The organism is Candidatus Poriferisodalis sp. (genome assembly GCF_965237655.1).
In the GTDB taxonomy this organism is placed as follows: Bacteria; Actinomycetota; Acidimicrobiia; order Acidimicrobiales; family Poriferisodalaceae; genus Poriferisodalis.
In genome coordinates this window covers 680,202-701,268 of sequence record NZ_CBDEGB010000002.1, presented here as the reverse complement: position 1 = coordinate 701,268, position 21,067 = coordinate 680,202, and the positions used below count along the sequence as shown (strand labels likewise).

The following is a 21,067-nucleotide window of genomic DNA, read 5'->3' as shown; positions in this document are numbered from 1 at the left end:
ATTCAATCGCCGACCGGCCAGTGTTGGAGGTCGAGCTCTGGCATGGGGAAGTCCGCGAGATTCGCTGTGGCGAGCGACGCGCCTGCGCCGACCGCCGCAGCGGCAATGAGGCAGTCCGCTTGGTGGAGTGTGACGCCACGTTGCGCGAAGTCCCGTCGCCACCGGCCTGAACGCTCTGCCTCAGCAGCGCCGATGGGTGCGTGCCGCAACGCACCGATGAGGCGCCGGGCAATTGGCTCTTCGTCAGCGTGCAGTCCCCGCCAGACCTCGTCGATCGAAATCGCGCACACCCACGGCTCGATGCCGTGCCGACGGAGGCCTCGAAGCCGGTCGGCAGCGGGCCGACCACGCAGTGCATCAATCAGCACCGTGGAATCCAAGACGAGGCGTGACACGGTCAGCCGGAGCGTCGCTCGTCGGCGTGACGTTGCTGGCGGACCCACTCGCCGGGATCGGCATCCCAAGGGTGGCCATGGTCATCGAGCGCGCCCAGCGTCGCCTCGATCTCATCCCATCGTCGTTCGTCGTCGAGGCACTGGCGGATGAGCGCCACGATGAATGCGCTCCGGCGCCGGGGTCCAGCTCGCCGGTCGAGCTCAGCGACAAGATCGTCGTCAAGCTGTATGTGTAAACGCATGTGTTGAGTTTTACACATGAAAATGGACCCCTTTCGCCGGATGCTGGCTTCGTTCGTGGGCTTGCGTGGGCGGAACGTAACGCGAGGCCAGGTGCGTGCAGGTCTGGATTTCGCGCCGCACTTCGGCAGAGCGCACGCACAGCCATCCGCGTATTGGGCAGACCCCATGAGGTGAAGCGGGTGGCGCGCTAGGTTCGCCGCGCATTGGCAAGGGCGGGGACACATGAAGATCGGGTTGGCGACACCGAACAGCGACTATGGACAGCGCACCACCGACATGGCGGTCGAGGCGGAGCAGCGGGGCTATGACTCGCTGTGGGTAGGCGAGCACAGCCACATTCCGGCGAGCCGAGAGACCCCGCACCCGGCTGGCATCGATCTGCCCCAGCTCTACTGGCATATGCGCGACCCGTTCACCTCGCTGGGGGCGGCGGCTGCGGTGACGTCACGGATCAAGCTGGTGACCGGCGTGTGCCTGGTGCTCGAGCATGAGGTGCTGGACCTGGCCAAGAGCGTGGCAACGCTGGACGAGGTGTCGGGCGGGCGATTCCTGTTCGGCGTCGGCGTGGGCTGGAATCGTGAAGAACTGGCCAATGTGTCGCCGGTGCCGTGGTCGCAGCGCTATGGGGCCATGCGCGAGACCATCGAGGCGCTGCGTGGACAGTGGAGCCAGCACGAGGCGGGGTACTCGGGCACGCATGTGCACATCGAGCCGTCGTGGGTGTACCCCAAGCCGGTTCAGCAGCCGGGTCCGCCGGTGCTGATGGGCTGCCAGGGTCGGATCGGCCTGCAGCATGCCGCGGAATACGCCGACGGGTGGTGCCCGCTCGACGACTTCCTGCGCGATGCCCGCAAGGCCGTCGACCGTTTCCGGGCTGCCGTGGAGTCCTACGGGCGAGATCCTGATGGTGTGCCGATCTCGATGTACTGCTTCAGCCGGCCGACCGAAGAGAAGCTGGAGCTGTACCAGGAACTCGGCGTCGAACGGACCGTCTTCGGCGCCCCCGACGAGGCCGACAAGCACCAGCGCTTCGTCGACCGCAACCAGCACCTAGTCGACACCTTCGCCGACTGATCCCGGTTCAGCGGACCGCTTCGGCAGGTCGGTCAGCAAGTCGACCTGAAGAAACCTGTTGGTGTGGCTCTGGCTGGCGTCGTTACGTTGACGGCGTGACCGGTTCCGACAGTAGTTCACCGAGAGCAGACCATATGCCCTACCATATGGTCATGGCCCGGCGCGAGGTATTGGTTCAGCTAGATGACGAACTCATCGAACGGCTGGCGGCGATCGCCGCCGCTGAGGGAACGAGCAGGTCTGCTTTGCTGCGGCTCGGTGCGCGTGCTGTCATCGAAGCCGCCGATCTGGCCGCTGCCGACGCCCAACTTGTTGCTGCGTATCGCCGCCAGCCGCAGGATCCAGCGCTCATCCAAGCAGCGGCGCGACTGGCGGCTGAGACAGCGCCACCGTGGTAGCGCGCAACGAGATCTACTGGGGTGATCTCAGTGGACCCGGCGGGCGGCGGCCCCTGTGCGTGCTGACGAGGGACGCGGCGGCTTCAGTACTGACGGCTATCACCTGCGCTTCCATCACACGCACGATGCGCGGCATCCGCTCGGAGGTGGAGATCGGCGTCGACGAGGGTCTGCCAGAGTCGTGCGTCATCAGCTGCGACAACATCGTCACCGTGCCGATTACCCGCCTCGACCCTAAACCAGTCGGCCAGCTCGGTGCCCTCAAGCAGGCACAACTCGATCAAGCACTTCGCTACGCAATGGACATCGTCTACTGATGAGCCCCGTCCCGGAAACTGAATATGCGCTCGGCCTGCTTCGCAAGCTGACCGGGGACTCACAGGCCGGATTCCGCGACGAACAGCTCGGCGTAATCCGTCGTCTGGTCGCCGAGCGTGCGCGAGTACTGCTGGTGCAGCGAACCGGCTGGGGTAAGAGCGCGGTCTACTTCATCGCGACCCGGCTGATGCGCAGCGCAGGCTTCGGCCCGACGCTGCTGGTATCGCCGCTGCTCGCATTGATGCGCAATCAGATCGAGGCGGCAGAACGCCTCGGCGTACGCGCCGTCACCATCAACAGTTCCAACCGCGACGAATGGGAAGCGGTCATCGCACAGATCGAAGCAGACGAAGGGGATGTCGTGCTGATCTCACCCGAACGGCTGGCGAACCGCGAATTTCGCAGCGAGGTGCTTCCGGTCATAGCTGCGCGATGCGGCCTGCTTGTCGTCGACGAGGCCCATTGCATCTCCGACTGGGGTCACGACTTCCGGCCGGACTATCGGCGGCTCGTTCTTATGCTCGATCTGCTGCCCCAGGGAATACCGGTGCTGTGCTGCACCGCAACGGCCAACGACCGGGTCGTCGCCGATGTCATCACGCAGCTCGGGTCCGAGTTCGAGACAGTGCGCGGGCCACTCGGCAGGGACAGTCTGCGATTGCATGCCCTGACGATCCTGTCGCCACCGGAGCGTCTGACATGGCTGGCGGCGACGCTGGCGAAGCTGCCGGGCACCGGCATCGTGTACTGCTCCACCATTCGAGACACCGAACGCGTCGCTGGCTGGCTGATCTGCGAAGGCATCGATGCTGTGGCCTATAGCGGTGGGACCGAATCGTCCCGGCGGCCAGAGATCGAACAGGCACTGCTCGGCAACTCGATCAAGGCAGTCGTCGCGACCTCCGCGTTAGGCATGGGCTTCGACAAACCAGACCTGTCGTTCGTGATCCACTACCAGTCGCCGGGATCGCCAGTCGCCTACTACCAGCAGGTCGGACGGGCGGGCCGGGGAGTGCCGGAGTCGTGGGGCATCGTGTTGCGGGGCACCGAAGACGCCGACATTCAGAACTACTTCATCGAGACGTCGTTCCCCAACCCCCGGCTCGCTGAGCACGTCGTCGGACTGCTGGAAGAACGCCACGAGCCGATGCGGCTCAACGAGTTGCTCCCGGAGGTGAACGTCGGCAACAAACGTCTCGAGAATCTCCTGAAGAATCTGGAAGTGGATGGCGCAATCGAGCGCGTCGGCAGCCGGTGGCAACGGTCGCTGCGACCTTGGAGCTTCGATCACGACAAAGTCGAAGCGGTAACTGCGTTGCGCTGCGCCGAACTCGAACTGGTACGCCAGTACATCGACACCGACCAGTGCCGAATGCAGCTCCTGAGGCAGCATCTCGACGATCCGGTAAGCGAGCCCTGCGGCTCGTGCGACAACTGCACCGGCGACACCATGGCGCTGACGTTCGATCTGTCCGAGGTGCAACGGGCAGTGGAGTTCTTGCGCAGCGAGAGCATGGTGATCCAGTCCCGTAAGCAGTGGGCGAGCGCCAAGTCGATCCCGGCAGAGCTTCGACTTGAAGACGGTCGAGCGCTGTCGAGATGGGGTGATGGCGGCTGGGGCAATTTGGTACGCAATGGCAAGCAGTCGGATGGCCGATTCGACGACCGCTTGGTGGACGCAGTCGCAGAGTTCATCAGCGACCGATGGCAGCCCGTACCCGCACCGACCTGGGTCACGTTCGTGCCATCGCGCCGTTACCCGACACTCGTTTCCGACTTCGCCACCCGGCTTGCGGACGCGCTTGGGCTGCCGTGTCACGATGCGGTCGTGCAGGTTCGCGATACGCAGACACAGAAGTCGATGCGGAACAGCCATCAGCAGTTCCGCAACGTTGACGGGGCGTTCAGTATCAGCGGACCGGTGCCCGAAGGCCCGGTGCTCCTGGTCGACGATGTGGTCGATTCCCGTTGGACGCTGACGGTCGTGGGGGCGCAGCTGCGCACCGCCGGAGCGGGTCGTGTGTTCCCGTTGGCCTTAACCGAGACGTCCGAGAGGGCGGGCGGGTGAGGCGAGGAGACGACGCTCTGGCGGCGATCTCTCTCGTCAGCCGGCTGTGTGCTGACCGAGTGCAGCCGCTGAAGGCATCGGAGTTCTGGAAGCTGTCAACTCGCCTGGGCCAGGGACCGAGTTGCCTGCTCGGAATGAAGGCCGACGATCTCGCAGCGGCGCACGACTTCATAGGCGATTTCGCTCATCGCATCGGTGCTCTGATGGGCCGAGCCACGGCACTCGCGTTCGAGTTGGAGCGGCTCGAGCAGTCGGGTATCCGGACGCTCACCCCGTTCGACCTGCACTACCCGACACGCTGGCCCGAGCGCCTCGGGCACAAGGCGCCGCCGTTGCTCTATGCGGCGGGCACAACCGAGTTGCTCGGTATCGCAGGTCTCGGTGTCGTGGGCAGCCGCGACGTAAGTCCGACCGGCGCCGAGGTTGCCGTCGAGGCTGCCAAGTGCGCAGCCGTTCGCAACATTCCACTCGTTTCGGGCGGCTCTCGCGGCGTCGATCAGCTCGCAATGAATGCGGCACTGGATTCTGGGGGTGCAGTTGTCGGCGTGCTGGCGGACTCGCTGTCACGCAAGCTCCGCGACGCCCACGTCCGCGCAGCGATTCATGATGGACGGGCCGTCATGTGCGCGCCCTACAGCCCCGACGCCGGCTTCAATGCCGGCAACGCGATGGGTCGCAACAAGCTCATCTATGCCCAGGCCGCAGTCACGCTTGTGGTCGCGAGCGACAAGGGCTCAGGCGGCACCTGGACGGGCGCAACTGAGGCGCTCGAGTGCCAATTCGGCCGGGTCGCGGTCTGGCGAGGACTCGGCGAAGGGCCGGGCAACGAGGGTCTCGAACGACGCGGTGCCGTGCCGGTATCCGAGATCGAAGGGCTCGATGCCTTGCTCGACGGTGATGAAGCTGATCCAACCCTCGATCCGCCACCGCTCGTGGCGGTGACTGAACAGGGAACGCTCTTCGACTCAGCGCTCAGCTAAAGAATGCGGTTCGCCAGCAGTGGGTTCACTTGGCGCTTAGGGGCCGCGCGGATAGGTGGTGGCGTCTCGGAGAGTTGCTGTGACGCTTTCTGTGTGCAGATTTGCCGTCTGTGGCGGCATTTCTGCGCAAAGTCCAGGCGTCGGGGCTACCGGGCATCGCCGGCTATCCGCTGAGGCTCTCAGCGAAGCCACAAGCCAACGTCGTCGCTTCCGGAAGAGCGTCGTGAATTGCACCGTCAAGATGGCGACCGCCAGCCTTGGGAGTTCGGCCGCCCCATTGCTTGAAGAAGAACGCGACGTTTGGGGCGGTGCACTGGTCGCGAAGGTCTCTGACCCAATCGGCTTCCATCGGTCGGGCGCCTGGACCGCTCTCGCCTCCGGCGATGAGCCAGTGAATGTCAGTGAGATCGAGATTCGGCAGCGCCTCCAAGAGCGGTTCGGCGCTAATGAAACGCACCGCAGCGCCTACCGAGCGCAGATGGTCGATGCGGAAGGCGTAGCGGGGCGTCTCAACCGTGACGCCCATCCAGACGTTCGAAGGCCATTCCAGATCACCTGCGACAGCCGCAAGCCGTTTCGACCGCTTCGTGAGCACCTGGTAGGTGTGCTGAGGTGTGTCGGCCATCACGGCGAACACCTTCTGGACGAAGTCGAGCGGCACGTCGGGATGGAACAGATCGCTCATCGAATTCACGAAGATGAGGCGGGGCCTGCGCCAGTGCCGGGGCCGGTCGAGCAGGTCGTAGTGCAAAGTCAGACCGAAGCCTGGGCCGCTCAGGGCGGGATCGCCGTCACGTTGGTAGCGCAGATTGCCCATCGCCTTCAGACGCTTCGCCAGCGTGAGCGCGTAGCAGTTGTCGCAGCCCACCGAAGTGCGGTCACACCCGGTGGTGGGATTCCACGTCGCCTCAGTCCACTCGATGCCCGTCCGCTCGCTCATGATCACTTCGCTTCGGCCGTCGCGGCGAGGCTGTCGGCGAGGGCTTGGATCTCGGCGAGGGCGGATTCGAGGTCTTCGGCGATCTCGGCGGCGAGGACTGCTGGGGGTGGGAGGTCGTCGGTGTCTTCGAGGCTCTCGTCGCGTAGCCAGAAGAGGTCGAGGCTGACTTTGTCTCGGGCGATCAGCTCGTCGTAGGTGTAGCGCTTGAAGCGCTCGGACTCCTTGCGCTTGTGGCGCTCTTCCGGCCGGTACCACGTCACGAAGTCGTCCAGGTCGGCCCGCGTCAACGGGTTCTGCTTGAGAGTGAAGTGCTTATTGGTGCGCAGGTCGTATACCCACAGCTCGCGGGTCCACGGCTCTGCGGCGCCCTCGCGGCGACGGAAGAACAGCACGTTGGCCTTCACGCCCTGGGCGTAGAAGATCCCCGTGGGCAGGCGCAGCAGGGTGTGGACCTCACAGTCGTGCAGCAGCCGGCGGCGGATCGTCTCGCCGGCGCCTGCCTCGAACAGCACGTTGTCGGGCACCACCACCGCAGCGCTGCCGCCGATCCGCAGAAGGCTCACGACGTGCTGCACGAAGTTGAGCTGCTTGTTGCGGGTGGTCGCCCAGAAATCGTCCCGCTCGTAGCTGTCCGACGACGATCGACCGAAGGGCGGGTTGGTCAGCACCATGTCGAACGGCTTGCCAGGAGTATCCCGCACGGCGTCGTCAACGATGATCGGCGAGTCGGACTCCGGGCTCTCGATGCCGTGCAGCAGCATGTTCATAGCGCACAGGCGAGCAGGCAGGTCGGCGATCTCCCAACCGGTGAACGCACCCGAGCGCAGGTGAGCGGCCTGGTCGGGTTCCAAGTGCGGGAACCGTTCGACGATCGACCGGTAGGCGCCCAGGAAGAATCCGCCGGTGCCGCAGGCGGGGTCGCAGATGCGGTGGTCCGGCTCGGGGGCCATCACGTCGACGATGGCGTTGATGAGCGCTCGGGGCGTGAAGTACTGGCCCGCTCCCCTGGCGCCTTCCTGGGCGGTCTTTTCGATCAGGCCCTCGTACGCGTCGCCCTTGAGGTCGGCGTCGTAGCTCATCCAGGGGTGCTGGTCGATGAACTCCTTGATGAGCTGTTACAGCTTGGCCGGCGTCTGGATGCGGTTGCGGGCCTTGTGGAAGACCACGCCGAGCATGTCCTCGCTCGTGCCCAGTGCGGCCAATGCATCGCTGTAGTGGGCTTCGAGCTCCGTGCCCGAACGGCTCAGCAGCGACTGCCGGTCGTGCTCGACGGGCACGATTCGGTCGCCTCCGAGCATCACGTATTGCTCATCGGCCATCTTCAGAAACAGCAGATACGTGAGCTGTTCCAAATAGTCGCCGTAGGACAGTCCGTCGTCCCGCAGCACGTAGCAGAAGTCCCACAGCTTCTGCACTGCCGCCTTGGGATCGTGTGCGGGCACCCGCTCACGCGACGCCCCATCAGCGGCGCTCTCGCGGTAGCAATCTCCGTTCGACCGGTACCAACAAATTGGAAGGCTCTCTCGCGACGGTCGACATCTAGCGTGGCACGATGTCGTCGCCGCCGACAAAGAGTCAGGTCAACAAGGCAGGAAAGACGCTGCGGCGACATCTCGCGGAGGCGCAACCGGTATTGGATCGTGACCGGCTCTTGCAAGCAGGTCGTGTCGTGTACGCATTTCGAGAAGCTCATCAGAGCCCGCTCGTCAGTGCCCGAACCGGACTGGCGTCATGCATTCGTTCGGAACAGGCAACGGTGCTGTTGCTGACACAGCGTCTCAAGCGTCTCGAAACGATCTTCCACAAGTTGACGCGGGAGCCAAGGATGGCTCTCGCCGAAATGCATGACATCGGCGGCTGCCGAGCGGTGTTCTTGCATCGGCAAGATGTGGACGAGGTCGCGGTGCGGTTCTCACGCAACAGCCTCATCCGCAACGGGCGACCAGACCGCTTCATCGACTACATCACGTCACCGAGATCATCGGGCTATCGCGCCGTGCACATCCACACCCGGTATCAAGAGCGCTTTGTCGAGGTGCAGCTGCGCACGGTCTTGCAGCACGCGTGGGCCATCATCGTTGAAGCCGTAACCAGTGCCACCAGTGTCGACGTTAAGAACGGCGCAGGGGGACAGGACGTTCATCGCTACCTAACGCAATTGGGCACCCGGTGGGCTGCACACGAGGCGCAGCTTGGTCCCGCGACCGCGCCCGAACGCGACTGGATGTACGCTGCGCTCGAAACAGCGGCCAAGGAATTGACCGAGCTGGTCACGGAAACCGGGTGAGTTGCCATGAGTCATCGAACCACTACCCACTTCCTGATCGTCTACGACCATCAGGAACGCGAGCAGCTCGCCTTGAAGACCTACACCGACAGCCGGTCAGCTGTTGCGGCCTACAACGCAACTGAGCAGGACTACGAGGATCGCTCCCACATTGAGGTCGTACTCCTCGGTGCCGATTCTGAGGAAACCATCCGAATCACCCATCCGGTCTACTTTCAGTCAGGCCCTCTAGATCCTGTCGATCTCTTCAGACCCTTCCAAGACTTGCTCGCCCGGGCCTGACCAAGAGTCCTACCGACACGCCAATAGCGGGCGGCTGACCAGCCCGGTCTGCATCGTCGCCTTCGGGTCGTGCGCAGGCATCGGTACGCGCTCGGCCTACTCGGCAGCTCCCGCATGGCCGGGGACTGCTGCGCCTGGCACGGACACGGCGACGATTTCGAGATCGGTGATGCCCTCGAAGTCTGCGGGATTGGCGGTGTACAGGGGCAGACCGTTGGAGACTGCTGTGGCAGCGATGAGCGCTTCGTAGGCGCGTGCTGCGGGCTTGCGCCCCGATGCCCGCAGGTCGGCGGCAACCTGGCCGAAGGCTCTGGCGGCGGCATCGTCGAAGGGCAGCGGATCGAAGTCGGCCTCCGCTTGCTGCAAGTGAGCCTGGCGTCTCCGTCGCTCGGCGGCGTCGGAGGCTGCCAGTGGCCCGACCGACAGCTCAGCGAGCGTGATCGTCGTGATGGTTGGCTCCGCGGGCAGCATCCCGGCGTCAGCGATCCGCGGCAATGCGATCACCGCGTTGGTGTCAAGCACCCCGCGAACGTGCAGGTGCGGGGCGCTCACAAAGACGGGTCCATCACGTCGTCAATGTCGGAACGAAGCCGCACTGGGTCAACGGCCGGAAGGTGACGCCAGCGTTCGAGCAACGTCGAGGCGTCGAGCGCCTGGCGGGGCAAGGGACGCAGTTCCGCCACCGGCCGACCCGACCGGGTGACCGTGAGCCGTTCACCCGCCTGCACACGATCCACAACATCACCCCCATGGTTGCGAAGCTGCCGGATGGTGACCTCGCCCATGGCCTCAATGTATCACTGGTGATACATCTTGGACCAACGGTGGATGATGTCGGCATCAGAGCAGATGTTGCCGAAGGCTGAACACCACGCATCAGCATCGGCCCGCCCACAGGCGTCCCCGTCACCACGGCGAGACCAAGCCGCGGTATACCGGGGGTCTCACGACCGCTCTCGAGGGATGGCCGCAGCTATGACAAACAGATTCGTCGCTGCGATGGCGTTCACAGCGCTGGTGCTATCGGTACTGTCGCTCTTCGTCGCGTTGGGTGCCACCGACGATCAAGTGACCTCGCCAGCCGCCGAGGTTGCCCCGCCGACGACCGCTTCTGTTGCCATCGAGGCACCAAGCACGACGGTCGCCCCTCTGGCTGGGAACGCACCAGACGAAGTTGCCCCCGTCACGGTGCCCACAGCTACCGAACCGCCCGTGACGGCTGCCACGACACCGCCCACGACGGCACCGCTTCCCGGCACGCCGTCGGCAGTCGGACCAGCAGCGGGCACGCAACTCGGCGTTGTCGGCGTCAGCCACGACGATTTCCTCAACGTCCGCGACGTGCCCAACGGCAATGTCGTCGCCACGCTCACGCTGCGCATCGCAAACTCGGCCAGTGGCGAGCAGTCGATCCTGGTCGGAAGTCCCGAAGCCACCGAGACAATTGCGACACTGGACGTCGTAGGTGTGACAGCCACAGGTCGCACACGCGACCTGCGCACCAGCACCTGGCACGAGATACAAGCCGGCCCGGTCACCGGATGGGCCAGCAGCAACTACCTCGCCCCGCTGTCGCCCGATACCCGGCTCGATGTGACCGCACAAGTCTTGGGTGCCATCGGCCCCACCCCGTCGGCACCGACCATGACCGAACTCGCCACCCAGGTCGCCGCCGAATTCGCCTCCGACGAACCACCGTCACGCATCAGATTCACGTCCGCGACGAGTGCGTTTGAAGCCTTGGCCGAACTCACTGTCGATGTGGTCGGCCAGCCCGATGACGCAGTACGCGGCTATCGCTTGTGGATCACCGCTGAGACCGCCGGAGATTGGATGGCCGCCCTCAGCGACGGCGACATCAATACCGATGCAGGCCCGTACACGCTGCGAAGTGTTGCGGCCACACCCCTGTGCTACAGCCACCGCGACGTCGGCAACGACGGCAACTGCGACTAGCGCCCCAGCGACCGACGGAGCCCTTGCCGTGTCGCTCGTCTCGGCCGCAGCTACGCGGCCTGCGAGCTGCAGATGGCGCGCTTTGCAGACTTGCGATGCTTGCCAACCGCCGCACCCGCATTGCGAGACGGTGTTCCCGTCGAGACGGAGGGCGGAATTCTGCTGCAGTGGCGTGACACCGAGTCATTGGTGGCGACACCCTGAGCCGCGGCCACCGCTGCACTCTTGTAGTCCTGCACCACCCAGCCGCAAGCTTCCAGCTGCTCGTCGATATCGCGACGGGCCATCTGCTCGGGGGCCAGGTAGTCAGTCATGGAGTCCCCGTATCAAGATCACCAAACCGCACCAGCGGTCATCGTACGATCTCGCACTGGTCGGCGGAAGCGCCACCCGGCATGTCCCGATCGGCGACGCTTCACTTCGGCCTGCCGGGATTCGTGATTCTGGACCGACCGTGATTCATCTCAAGTCGATTGGCTGTCAGTAGTTGGGGGGCGTCACCATGCCTTCGAAACTTGTTCCTGCAGAGGCGTTTCCGCCGGGTGAGCATCTGCGTGACGAACTCACTGAGCGTGGCTGGACGGTCGCACAACTGGCCGAGATGATGGGTCGACCATCTCATGTCGTGTCGGAGATCCTTGAGGCCCAAATTGAGATCACGCCGGATCTGGCCCAAGTGCTCTCCGCAGCTCTCGGCACATCGACCCAACTGTGGCTCAACCTCGAAGCGGCCTACCGGCTACACACGCTCATCCATGGCACGTAGAGCCATCGCGATCTCCTCCACGCCCATGTCGCTCGATGCAACGTTCATGACGAGGTCGTAGACGTCGTCGTTGGTGGCGGCGCTCACGCTCGCGTCATTGAGTTCCAAGAACACGGCCGCCGCGAGCCAGCCGAGACGCTTGTTGCCGTCGACGAGCGGATGGTTGTTGACCACCGAGTGCAGCAACGCCGCGGCCTTGGACCAGACGTCGGGGTAGGCATCTTCGCCGAACGCGGAGGCCTGTGGTCGCGCCGCTGCCGCCCCAAGGAGGCCGATGTCGCGAATCGGTGGCGGGTCGCCGAGCAGGCGGCGCGCCAACTCGACAAGATCCTCGGTGTCGAGGTACTCAAAGCTTGCGTTCACTCGCCGAGGCGCCGGAGCGCGTCGCCATGACGCTCCATGATGAGGTCGGCCGCCGAAGCGACCCGGTCCCGATGCTCGGCCTTGGTGACGTACTCCCGCACCGCCCGCCGAGCCGCTTCCTGCATAGAAATGCCGTCGAGTGCCGCTCGTCTCCGCAGGGCTTCTTGCTCGTCGTCGGTGAGCCTGAGCGTCATCGCCATGGACGTATGGTATCACTTCGATACCACGCTCTTCCCGATGCCCAATCAGCCGAAGCCGAGGGTTCTCAGCAGTCGAAGCGGAGGCGGCGGGCTTCGGCGACCAAGAGGTCGGCTGCCTGCGGGACAGTCAACTCGGGGTGAACCGACACGATCCCGACGGCATCGCCGACAGCCATGTGCGCCAGGACGTCGATGAGCGCGGCCGTCGCCATGGTCTGCCCTCCCTGTGGCCCACCGTGATAGCTGCGATTTGCGCCTGCGTCGCGTTGGTTCTCTCGGCTCTGCCGGAGCATCTTCGGCAGTTTGTTCGAACAATTCGATGAATCAGCCAATGAACTTCAACCCGAGCAGGCGTTCTTTGTGAAATCAGACGCAGTTCGGACCCATTCGGTTCCCCGCTGTTGAGGATCGGATCGGCGAGCAACCGCTAAAGGAGCGATGCGGCGTCCGGGTCGAGGACGACCGTCACGCTTGCATGGAGCTGCAGAGCTGAGGCGGGGACCGCCTCGCACAGCGGGCCGTCCACTGCGGCTGCCACAGTCGCTGCTTTGCGTTCGCCGCACGCGAGCAGCAACAGCTCAGTCGCCGCAAGGATGGCGGCGATCCCCTGCGTGATGGCACGCTCAGGAACGGGTCGGCCGTCGCTGAAGCAGCCCGCATTGTCGGAACGGGTCTGCTCACTGAGGGCCACGATGCGAGTGACGCTGTCAAATGCAGAACCTGGTTCGTTGAAGGCGATGTGCCCGTTGAACCCGATGCCCAGGATCTGCAGGCCGATTGGTGCACTGCGAACCAAGTGCTCGTAGCGACAGCACTCGCGTGGGAGATCGGGCGCGTCAGGATCGGGGCAGTGAACTGCATCACGGCGTAGGTCGACCTGCTGCGCTAGCTCCCGCTGCACGACGCTGCGAAAGCGGCACGGATCGTCAGGATCGAGGCCCACGTATTCATCAAGCAGGTACACGTCGACGCCGGCGAAACTGAGACCCTCATGTTGGTGGCGTCGAACTAGCTCGTCATACAGCGCCTCGGTCGTGCGCCCGGTTGCAACCCCAAGGCTTGCCCGTCGCTGGTCGCGCACGAAGCGTTCGACAATGTCCGCTGCGCATTCTGAGGCAGCCACTCGATCCTCAGCGACGATGATCCTCATTGCGTGATCGGCATGCCAGCGCCAACGTCATCGCTGCGGAGACCCTCGTCGGCTCCGGGCGCACGCTCGGCTTCCAAGCCGACCATGGCTGCGACTGCGGCACCGACGATGCCGGCATGCATTCCTCGGTGTGCGACCGTGATCGGCTTCGAGAGGTCGAGTTCCGAGGCGAACCGGTCGAAGTCATTGCTGAGCCCTCCGCCGACGACCCAACAAGACGGGTGCAGCATCGCTTCGATCATCTCGAAGAACGGCTGTGCCCGTTCCGCCCACTGACTTGGTGTGAGCCCGTCGGTGGATATCGCACGCCCAGAGGCCGCCTCTTCGAAACAAGCCCCGCCGACGATCAGGCCGCCTAACTCGGAGTTCGGGATGAGACTGCCGTTGTGCAGCAGCGCGCTGCCGACACCGGTCCCGAACGTCAGCACGATGGCGAGCCCGGTCGTCCTCAGTGTGGCCTCGCCGTATCTCAGTTCTGCGAGGCCGGCTGCATCAGCGTCATTGATCAGCACCGTGTTGGCCCCAGACGCCGCACGCAAGCAAGACAGTGCGTCGGCGTCCTCCCAGGAACCGCCAAGGTTCGGCGCATGTCGCAACGACAGACCGTCGATCACACCCGGCAGCGCAACACCGACCGGTCCCGACCATCCGACCGCCGACATGATTCGACCGATTGCCGCCATCACGTCATGCGGTGTTGCCGTGGGAGGCGTGGCTTCGGTCAGGACGGGCCCTGACAGCTCCCCCACGGCGACATCCACGACAGCTCCCTTGATGCTCGTTCCGCCCACGTCGATGCCGATCTGCAGCGAGCTGTTGCCGGCGACGGTTCGCGACGACCCGAATTCGCCCGCGTCTTCAACCTCCGATTCGGGTCGCACGCCCAGGTCGTCGCTCATGGCTCCGGACCGTCGTGGCGGGAACCGGTGATGTATGCAACGAGGTCATCCTTGGTCACCGCGCTGACATCGACCTCCGCAGCTGTGCGCCCCTGACGCAGCACGACCGCCCGGTCGCACACTGCCATGACCCTGTCCATGTTGTGGGTGATGAGCAGGACGGCCACGCCGGCGCTGCGCAATCCGCGAATGAGGTCCAGGACGCGTGCAGCCTGCTCGACACCCAATGCAGCGGCGGGCTCGTCGAGCAGCACGATCTGCTGTCCCCATGCGGCAGCCCTGCCGATCGCGACTGCTTGGCGCTGGCCGCCCGACAGCGCGCTCATCGGGCGCCGCAGCGAAGGGAGTCGGATGTCGAGGCGACCCAGAATCTTCCCGGCCTCGACGCGCATGCGCTTCTTGTCGAGCACTCCGAGCCATGACCCCAAACGTCCCCCACGCGTGTGCTCGCGGTTGAGGAACAGGTTCTCCACGACATCGAGCGGGTCGATCACCGCCAGCGTCTGATGCACCGTCTCGATGCCCAGCGATCTGGCTCCTTCCGGTGATCCGATCTCGCGCCTGTGTCCATTGACGAAGACACTTCCGGCGTCAGGCCGGTACACCCCAGCGATGCACTTCACCAAAGTGGACTTGCCGGCTCCGTTGTCGCCGAGCAACGCGGTCACCTCGCCGTAGCGCAAGCTCAGCGTGACATCGTCGAGCGCCCGCACAGCACGAAACGACTTGCAGATGCCCGTGGCTTCCAAGGCTGTGACGGCAGTCATGTCGAGCTCACCTCGACCCGATCCCCGAAGCCGTTCCACACTCCGACCACCCGAGGCTGGCCTTGCGACACTCCCGACAGCCCAGTGACAAGCGCCCTGGTCACGAACGCCTGGATCCTGAAGCCGAAGACCACCGTCGCGCCTTCCGTCACGGTGCAGCCAGCGTCGGGGTGCAAGCGGGCGTAGTAGTCGATCGCTGCCGGATCAGGCATGTCCACGGGCACGGACGACGTCGAAATCTCTGCAGCGTCATGGGCCACGACTGCACGGACCTGGTACTCGCCGAACACCGGGTCGACATACAGACCGCCCCCGAAACAGAGCGGCACACCTTGATGAATGTGGGCCACCTCGCTGAGGTACAAGACCCCTGGCTGCTCAGGCAGATCCCGAACGGCGTGCAGCGGCGTGGTGCCGGTGAGTCCGTGGCCGGGCTCGACTTGGGTGGCCCCGGACTCGGCGAGCAGCCCGAGGACTTCGGTGGAGGTGGTCCCCGGCAGGTTCATCTCGAGGTGAGCGGGACAGGCCGGGTGCCGTCGTACGAGGTCGGCTGCCCGTGCCAGCGTCTCGACGTTTCGGGTGGCAGCGACGCTGCCCCGTCGTTCATCGAAGAGCATGGCCGGAAAGGTCGTGAGTCCGGCGAACTCGGCCCCATCGAGCGCTGCGATGACGTCGACCGCCGAGAGAAGGTCGCCGAGCGGCACGCCTCCTTCGTGACCGGCATAGAACGTGTCACCCGGGTCGAAGACCCGCAGCAGGAGGCGCTGAGTTCGACCGCTGTCACGTGCTGCTGCCGCGGCCTCCGCCGCCTTGTTCACGGAGAAGACCGTCCAGTACTCGGGCGCCATCGTGGCTGCCTCGCCCGCTTCGGAGCGAGGAACCTGAACGAGGTGTCCGAGGTGACCGAGTCGGTGGCCATTGCGAATGATGGGGCGGGCACACGCCATGTCGACCGCAACGAAGCCGTCCACGCCGCCGGCCGCCATGGCCGCCATCGCGCCGGCGGCCCGGCCGATCTGCTTGGTCATCGCGTACACGGTGAGGTCGAGTGTCCGGGCCCGAGTGCACAGCACGTTTGCGTTTGCCTCGATGGCGTCGAGGTCCAGCACGTAGCTGTTCGCCGGGATCTTCCCCGCCTGGTGCAATTCGACAGCGGCTTCGACGAACCCGGGATTGCGGTCGAGCAGGGATCGAAGGAACATCTCCTCAGCGCTCCCGCTGCTCGCGCATGCTCAGCGCGACGGCCAGGATGATGATGACGCCCCTTGCGATCAACTGATCGGCAACTCGCAGCCCCATCAGGATCAAGCCGTTGTTGAGCATGGCCATGATGACCGAGCCCATGATCGCCCCGGCGACCGATGCACGCCCGCCGAACAGGTTGGTCCCGCCGATGACGACGGCGGCTATCACCGTGAGCAGCAGGTTCTCGCCAAGATCGTGGCGTCCGATGGCCAGTCGGCCAGCCAGCAGCACGCCGGCGAATGCAGCCGCTGCAGCGCTGGTCACCAGCGCCGCGATGCGGATGCGGTCCACGTTGATGCCCACCGCTTCTGACGCGGAACGGTCGGCTCCGACCGACAGGACGTGGCGGCCCCAACGAAGCTGATGAAGTGCCAGATGCCCGATGAGGCCAACGACCACGGTCCAGATGAGCAGCGAGGACACGGGACCCAGCGAGCCCGCGCCGAACACCGCCGAGAACGTGTCGTTTCGTATCGGCAGCGACTGCAGGTTGTTCATGTTGCGCGCTATGCCGCTGACAATCCCGAGCATCCCCAAGGTGACGAGGAATGACGGAATGCGCACCTTCACAGTGATCAGGCCGTTGACCAACCCGATTGCCGCGCCGACGGCGACCGCCGCCAAGGCTCCAGCGAAGAATCCGTAACCGCCCACCGCTTCTGCGGCCACCAACGACGAAAGCGCCGCAATCGAGCCGACGGAAAGATCGATCTCGGCGGCAGCGAGGGCGAATGCCATCCCTACTGCCATGACGGCTATCGGTGTTGCCTGCCGGCCGATATTGAGCAGGTTGGACGCGCTGAGGAACCCATCGTCGTGCAAGGTCACCGCGAAGACTCCGAAGATGAGCGCCGACGCCACGTAAACGACGTATCCGCGAGATCCTGAGTCCTGGCGATTGGACAAGAGCCGCCCAAGACCCCTGGGAGGGTTTGACTGGCCCGGGGCGCCGAAGTCCTGCGTCACGATGGGTTCCTCAGCTCGCCCCCGAAAGGACGAGTCTGCGTCAGTTGCCGAGGGCGTCCAGAACCTCTTTCGGGGGTTCCGCGGCCAAGGACTGACGATAGGCGTCGACGATGTTGTCGGCCGTCACCCCAATTGCAGGCACCACGACAAATGCCGGAGCCGCCTTGCCCAGCAGGCCGTAGGCGCCCTCGAATGCCATCGTGCGGCCGAGGTTGTAGGCCTCATCGGCAGCGATGCCGACGATGTTGCCGCCCTCGACCAGATCGAGCGACACGTTGGTGTCCAGATCCATCGTCACCACGGCAACATCGGATGCTCCCGCAGCGCGGAGCGCCGCCAACACGCCGTCGGCTGGGCCGGCGGACCAAGGTGCATAGATGCCGTCGAGATCTGGGTGACGCGTGAGCAGCGCCGCGGCGATCTCCTCCGCAGCGGCCGGATCAGCGAGCCCCTGTTCGGCGACGATCTCGATGCCTGGATAGTTGATCTCGATCCACGACTTGAATGCCTGATCCCGTTGGTTGGTGACGTAGTACGCAGCGTCGTGGAAGATGAATCCCACTTCGCCTTCGCCACCGAGGGCCTCGCCAAGCAGGTTGGCTGCGGTGATGCCCATCGCCGCGAGGTCATCGGTCACGATGCCGACGTAGTCCTCGCCATGGACGTACCCCTGCGGGACGTTCGAGAGGAAGACCAACTGCACGCCGGCTTCGGTTGCAGGACGGAATGCTGCCGCACCGGCGTCGGGTCCGATGGCCAAGCTGATGATGATGTCGGGATTCTGCGCCATGACCGTCTCGACATCGTTCGCCTGCTGAGCAGCGTCGAACGAGGCATTGGTCTCGGCAATCACCTCGATTCCGAGTTCTGCGAAGGCATCGCGTGCGCCTTGGCTCACTGCATCGGTGAACGCGCCCGCGGTGTGCCAGAGCAGAGCGGCCGTGTGGCTACCTGCCTGCACCTGCGCAATCTCGTCATCGCTGAGCGTGATCTCGCTCGACGCGACCGCCTCCTCGCCACCAGGGCCTTGGGTGACCGGTGCGGTGGGTGCGTCGTCAGCCATGTCATCGTCGGCCATGTCGTCATCGGCCATGTCGTCATCGGCCATGTCGTCATCGGCCATGTCGTCGTCAGCCATGTCGTCATCGGCGGGAGCGGTAGTCGCCGGAGCGGCACCGCCGTCCGCATCGCTGTCGGTGTCACCGGTGCACGAAGCAGCGAGCAAGGCGAACACCGCCAGCAAGCACAAGAGCAAGAGTCGCCTCGGCGCTCGCACTCGAGACTTGGTCGTGTGTCTTTCTGATTTGGTTCTCATGGGTCCCTCCTCCGGGTCCGGCTTATGAGTCCTCGACACCGCACCACTCGGCAATGAAGTGAGCGAGCGTGCGGGTTGCGGTCACCAGCTCGTCGATGGCGACCCGCTCGAACGGTGTGTGGCAGTGCGAGATGTCTCCGGGAGCGAAATAGACGCCAGGAATGCCCAGGTCCCGCAGGAATGGCTTTTCCGACCAGTAGGGAGCGCCCTCGATACGGGCCTGCTCGCCGGTTACCGAGGTGATCGATGCGGCGAGAGCGGCCACTCCCGGATGGTCGGCGGAGACTTCGTCGGGTGTGCCGCCGACGACGTGATCCCGGGGAGCGCTGAAGTCCACGCTGCATTCCACGGAATGCTCTGCCGCGGCGTCCGTCACAACGCTGCGAATCTGCTCAGCGGCCGCGTCGAGACTCTCGCCCGGATTGATCTTTCGAATCAGCGACGCCTCGAAACGCCCCGGCACGGCGATGTTGCCACCCGAAGAAACCGAGGTGACCAGCAGGAAGGCTTCGCCGAGCAACTCATGGGCCGGCACCATTGCTCGCAGCTCGTCGGAAAGCTCCCACAAGCGGCTGAGCAAGCTGTGGCCGGCCTTGAGCGCATCCACACCGAGTTCGGGTCGTCCGAAGTACGCAGACTTGCCAATGCAGACGATGTCGGCGATGAGGAATCCCATCTGCGCGGTGTAGATGGCCGATGTCGTCGGCTCGGTATAGATGGCGAAGTCGGCGACGCCTCGTGGACTGTCGCTCGCCGCCGTGCGCATTCCGAGCGACACGCCAGACCCCGGCTGTCCGGATTCCTCGTCGCAGACGAACCACGTGGAGACTGCACCGGCCGGACGCAGCCCGACCCTGCTGAATGCCCGGAGCGCCTCGATGATGATGCAGATGCCCGCCTTCTGGTCGGCGGCACCTCGTCCCCAGATTTCGCCGTCGATGACGCACGGCTGGAATGGGTCTGCGCGCTCGGTCCCAGCCCAGTGCCGCTCCCAGTCGTCAACGGCGACCGTGTCAAGATGACCAGCGAGCAGCAGTGACCGGCCGCTGTCTCCCCCGGCGCTGCCGTACACATTCGGCCGGCCCGGCTCGCATTCGATCATCTCTGCTGCGTGGAATGCTCCCGATTCGTTGAGACAGCCCAGCGCCCAGCGGGCGACGTCGGACTCATTGGGCGTGACACTCGGGATGCGGACGGCTTGCCGCAGCAGCTCTACGACCGCGTCAGCGTCCACCGCGTCGGCGACGAGCGCGGCGGCGCTACTCATCTGCGCTGGTCTCCCAAGACTTCTGGCACGAGGGTCTCGTGCACGATCCGCAGACTCATCGACACGGCTCCTGCGAGAGCGGCCCGACGTCCCAAACTTGACGCAGCCAGCTCGGGGGGTGCCCCCACGAGGCCTTCGAGCCGTTCCCGCACGGCATCGACGAAGACAGGATTGACGCCGACTCCGCCGCCGAACACGACCCGGGCCGGATCCGCGATCAGGCAGAGGTGCGACACGGCGAGCGCCATCGACTCCGCAACTTTGTGCAGGACGTGGCGTGCGGCGGCGTCATTCGCCTCAGCCGCGGCAAGGATGTCAGGAACGTCAGAGCTGGGAGCCAGCCCGCTGTCGTAGCCATCCTCGATTGCTCGGCCGAAGAGCTTGCGAATGGACGGCGCTGAGGCCACATCTTCGAGCGTGACTGGAGGTTCGCCAGGTTCTGGGTGCTGCAGCAGCAGAGAGCCCATCTCGCCTGCGGACCCGGTACCTCCTCGATACAGCTCCCCGTCGACCACGATCGCACCGCCGATGCCGGTGCCGATCGAGATCGCAGCGAAGTCGCCGCCCGGCTGATCGTCGTCCAGATGGGCGAGCTCCCCGAGCGCAGCGAGGTTCACGTCATTGTCGACATGGACTCGATCGACCGTGACTCCGAGTTGCTCGGCGAGCCATGCACGCGGCGACAACTCATCGAATCCGGGCAGGTTCAGTGCCTGCTCAACGCGGTCGCTGCCGGTTCGGTAGATGCCCGGCACACCGATGCACGCGGCGCTGCACGGCTCATCAATGGCGTCCAGCATCGCCGAGATGGCTCGCCCGAGTCGCTCGAACGCCGTCGGAGCATCCGGTCCTGTCTCCATCTCGCGATCAACGATGAGGTTCCCGAAGAGGTCTCCGACGCCGATCAGCATCTTGGTGGCGCCGATGTCGGCCGCAAGCACCTGCCGTGCCGTCGGGACGAGTTCGTAGAGCGCCGCCGGCCTCCCGATGGATCCGGTTCTGTGGCCCTCCGAGGCGACACGCACCAGTCCCGCCGACGTCATGTCAGCCATGAGGGCTGACACCGTCGGTTTCGACAGTCCGGTGGCCCGGGCAATGCCAGCGCGAGACATCTGCCGCGGGTGTGCTGTGAACATCGCGTCAGCGATCCTCTGCCCGCTCAGCAGCCGCAGACCCCCCGAACGCGCT

26 protein-coding genes and 1 pseudogene are annotated in these 21,067 nt (G+C 64.9%); 10 read left to right on the top strand and 17 right to left on the bottom strand.

Translation table 11 applies throughout. The annotated features are described in order from the left end of the window. Positions 1–2: 2 nt before the first annotated feature. A complete protein-coding gene (locus tag ACPXYO_RS11310; RefSeq protein WP_423920369.1) occupies positions 3–395 on the bottom strand; it encodes a PIN domain-containing protein in 393 nt (130 codons plus the stop codon). Between ACPXYO_RS11310 and ACPXYO_RS11305 the strand changes: the two genes are divergently transcribed. The 6 genes from ACPXYO_RS11305 to ACPXYO_RS11280 all read left to right on the top strand — a co-directional run bounded on the left by ACPXYO_RS11305 (position 389) and on the right by ACPXYO_RS11280 (position 5,476). Further along, positions 389–631, top strand: a complete 243-nt coding sequence (locus ACPXYO_RS11305; protein ID WP_423920367.1) for a hypothetical protein — start codon at positions 389–391, stop codon at positions 629–631. The two genes, ACPXYO_RS11310 and ACPXYO_RS11305, sit on opposite strands and share 7 nt — an antisense overlap. 229 nt (positions 632–860) lie before the next feature. Next, entirely contained in the window at positions 861–1,712 is an 852-nt protein-coding gene (locus ACPXYO_RS11300) for an LLM class F420-dependent oxidoreductase (protein WP_423920365.1), read from the top strand. Between the two features lie 152 nt (positions 1,713–1,864). Further along, a complete protein-coding gene (locus ACPXYO_RS11295; RefSeq protein WP_423920362.1) occupies positions 1,865–2,110 on the top strand; it encodes a ribbon-helix-helix protein, CopG family in 246 nt (81 codons plus the stop codon). After that, positions 2,104–2,427, top strand: a complete 324-nt coding sequence (locus ACPXYO_RS11290) for a type II toxin-antitoxin system PemK/MazF family toxin (RefSeq protein WP_423920360.1) — start codon at positions 2,104–2,106, stop codon at positions 2,425–2,427. Before ACPXYO_RS11295 ends, ACPXYO_RS11290 begins: the two co-directional genes overlap by 7 nt. Further along, positions 2,427–4,496: a RecQ family ATP-dependent DNA helicase gene (locus tag ACPXYO_RS11285; RefSeq protein ID WP_423920358.1), complete on the top strand. Its 2,070-nt coding sequence runs from the start codon at positions 2,427–2,429 to the stop codon at positions 4,494–4,496. Before ACPXYO_RS11290 ends, ACPXYO_RS11285 begins: the two co-directional genes overlap by 1 nt. Next, complete coding sequence (locus tag ACPXYO_RS11280) at positions 4,493–5,476, top strand: DNA-processing protein DprA (RefSeq protein ID WP_423920355.1); 984 nt, start codon at positions 4,493–4,495, stop codon at positions 5,474–5,476. The genes ACPXYO_RS11285 and ACPXYO_RS11280 overlap by 4 nt, the downstream gene beginning before the upstream one ends. Before the next feature lie 163 nt (positions 5,477–5,639). Here the strand turns inward: ACPXYO_RS11280 and ACPXYO_RS11275 are convergent, their stop codons facing one another. Together ACPXYO_RS11275 and ACPXYO_RS11270 are read right to left on the bottom strand one after the other, a co-directional pair. After that, a complete protein-coding gene (locus ACPXYO_RS11275) occupies positions 5,640–6,416 on the bottom strand; it encodes a DUF5131 family protein (protein ID WP_423920352.1) in 777 nt (258 codons plus the stop codon). 2 nt (positions 6,417–6,418) lie between these two features. Next, positions 6,419–7,858 (bottom strand): annotated as a pseudogene (locus ACPXYO_RS11270) (N-6 DNA methylase). A gap of 110 nt (positions 7,859–7,968) precedes the next feature. On the opposite strand from ACPXYO_RS11270, the gene ACPXYO_RS11265 reads away from it, so the two are divergent. Then, positions 7,969–8,703: a hypothetical protein gene (locus ACPXYO_RS11265; RefSeq protein WP_423920349.1), complete on the top strand. Its 735-nt coding sequence runs from the start codon at positions 7,969–7,971 to the stop codon at positions 8,701–8,703. Positions 8,704–8,709: 6 nt separating this feature from the next. Beyond that, positions 8,710–8,985, top strand: coding sequence for a hypothetical protein (locus ACPXYO_RS11260; RefSeq protein ID WP_423920347.1), 276 nt, complete (start codon positions 8,710–8,712; stop codon positions 8,983–8,985). Between the two features lie 96 nt (positions 8,986–9,081). Here ACPXYO_RS11260 and ACPXYO_RS11255 read toward each other — a convergent pair whose 3' ends face one another. Beyond that, positions 9,082–9,507, bottom strand: a complete 426-nt coding sequence (locus tag ACPXYO_RS11255) for a type II toxin-antitoxin system VapC family toxin (RefSeq protein ID WP_423920344.1) — start codon at positions 9,505–9,507, stop codon at positions 9,082–9,084. A gap of 26 nt (positions 9,508–9,533) precedes the next feature. After that, entirely contained in the window at positions 9,534–9,770 is a 237-nt protein-coding gene (locus ACPXYO_RS11250; RefSeq protein WP_423920341.1) for a type II toxin-antitoxin system Phd/YefM family antitoxin, read from the bottom strand. A 190-nt stretch (positions 9,771–9,960) separates the two neighbouring features. Between ACPXYO_RS11250 and ACPXYO_RS11245 the strand changes: the two genes are divergently transcribed. After that, positions 9,961–10,941: a hypothetical protein gene (locus ACPXYO_RS11245; RefSeq protein ID WP_423920338.1), complete on the top strand. Its 981-nt coding sequence runs from the start codon at positions 9,961–9,963 to the stop codon at positions 10,939–10,941. Positions 10,942–10,991: 50 nt separating this feature from the next. Here ACPXYO_RS11245 and ACPXYO_RS11240 read toward each other — a convergent pair whose 3' ends face one another. After that, positions 10,992–11,255, bottom strand: coding sequence for a hypothetical protein (locus tag ACPXYO_RS11240; protein ID WP_423920335.1), 264 nt, complete (start codon positions 11,253–11,255; stop codon positions 10,992–10,994). A gap of 188 nt (positions 11,256–11,443) precedes the next feature. On the opposite strand from ACPXYO_RS11240, the gene ACPXYO_RS11235 reads away from it, so the two are divergent. Beyond that, positions 11,444–11,707, top strand: coding sequence for a HigA family addiction module antitoxin (locus tag ACPXYO_RS11235; protein ID WP_423920332.1), 264 nt, complete (start codon positions 11,444–11,446; stop codon positions 11,705–11,707). Here ACPXYO_RS11235 and ACPXYO_RS11230 read toward each other — a convergent pair. From ACPXYO_RS11230 to ACPXYO_RS11180, 11 genes are all read right to left on the bottom strand, one after another. Beyond that, complete coding sequence (locus ACPXYO_RS11230) at positions 11,681–12,070, bottom strand: type II toxin-antitoxin system death-on-curing family toxin (RefSeq protein WP_423920330.1); 390 nt, start codon at positions 12,068–12,070, stop codon at positions 11,681–11,683. The two genes, ACPXYO_RS11235 and ACPXYO_RS11230, sit on opposite strands and share 27 nt — an antisense overlap. Then, a complete protein-coding gene (locus ACPXYO_RS11225) occupies positions 12,067–12,270 on the bottom strand; it encodes a ribbon-helix-helix protein, CopG family (RefSeq protein WP_423920327.1) in 204 nt (67 codons plus the stop codon). The genes ACPXYO_RS11230 and ACPXYO_RS11225 overlap by 4 nt, the downstream gene beginning before the upstream one ends. Before the next feature lie 65 nt (positions 12,271–12,335). Continuing rightward, the gene (locus ACPXYO_RS11220; RefSeq protein WP_423920324.1) at positions 12,336–12,482 is read right to left on the bottom strand and encodes a hypothetical protein; all 147 of its coding nucleotides are present in this window, start codon (positions 12,480–12,482) and stop codon (positions 12,336–12,338) included. A gap of 215 nt (positions 12,483–12,697) precedes the next feature. Continuing rightward, entirely contained in the window at positions 12,698–13,420 is a 723-nt protein-coding gene (locus ACPXYO_RS11215) for a glucosamine-6-phosphate deaminase (protein ID WP_423920321.1), read from the bottom strand. After that, positions 13,417–14,319: an ROK family protein gene (locus tag ACPXYO_RS11210; RefSeq protein WP_423920318.1), complete on the bottom strand. Its 903-nt coding sequence runs from the start codon at positions 14,317–14,319 to the stop codon at positions 13,417–13,419. Before ACPXYO_RS11210 ends, ACPXYO_RS11215 begins: the two co-directional genes overlap by 4 nt. Further along, positions 14,316–15,086 (bottom strand): ATP-binding cassette domain-containing protein, encoded by a 771-nt coding sequence (locus ACPXYO_RS11205; RefSeq protein WP_423920315.1) that lies wholly within the window; start codon positions 15,084–15,086, stop codon positions 14,316–14,318. The genes ACPXYO_RS11210 and ACPXYO_RS11205 overlap by 4 nt, the downstream gene beginning before the upstream one ends. Beyond that, complete coding sequence (locus ACPXYO_RS11200) at positions 15,083–16,288, bottom strand: alanine racemase (protein ID WP_423920313.1); 1,206 nt, start codon at positions 16,286–16,288, stop codon at positions 15,083–15,085. The genes ACPXYO_RS11205 and ACPXYO_RS11200 overlap by 4 nt, the downstream gene beginning before the upstream one ends. 4 nt (positions 16,289–16,292) lie before the next feature. Further along, positions 16,293–17,297 carry an ABC transporter permease gene (locus tag ACPXYO_RS11195; protein ID WP_423920310.1) on the bottom strand — a complete coding sequence of 335 codons (1,005 nt, stop codon included), beginning with the start codon at positions 17,295–17,297 and terminating at the stop codon, positions 16,293–16,295. Positions 17,298–17,337: 40 nt separating this feature from the next. After that, a complete protein-coding gene (locus ACPXYO_RS11190; RefSeq protein WP_423920308.1) occupies positions 17,338–18,612 on the bottom strand; it encodes a substrate-binding domain-containing protein in 1,275 nt (424 codons plus the stop codon). A gap of 22 nt (positions 18,613–18,634) precedes the next feature. Next, the gene (locus ACPXYO_RS11185) at positions 18,635–19,879 is read right to left on the bottom strand and encodes a M20 family metallopeptidase (RefSeq protein ID WP_423920305.1); all 1,245 of its coding nucleotides are present in this window, start codon (positions 19,877–19,879) and stop codon (positions 18,635–18,637) included. Further along, a complete protein-coding gene (locus ACPXYO_RS11180) occupies positions 19,876–21,015 on the bottom strand; it encodes an ROK family transcriptional regulator (protein ID WP_423923816.1) in 1,140 nt (379 codons plus the stop codon). Before ACPXYO_RS11180 ends, ACPXYO_RS11185 begins: the two co-directional genes overlap by 4 nt. Between the last annotated feature and the right edge of the window lie 52 nt (positions 21,016–21,067).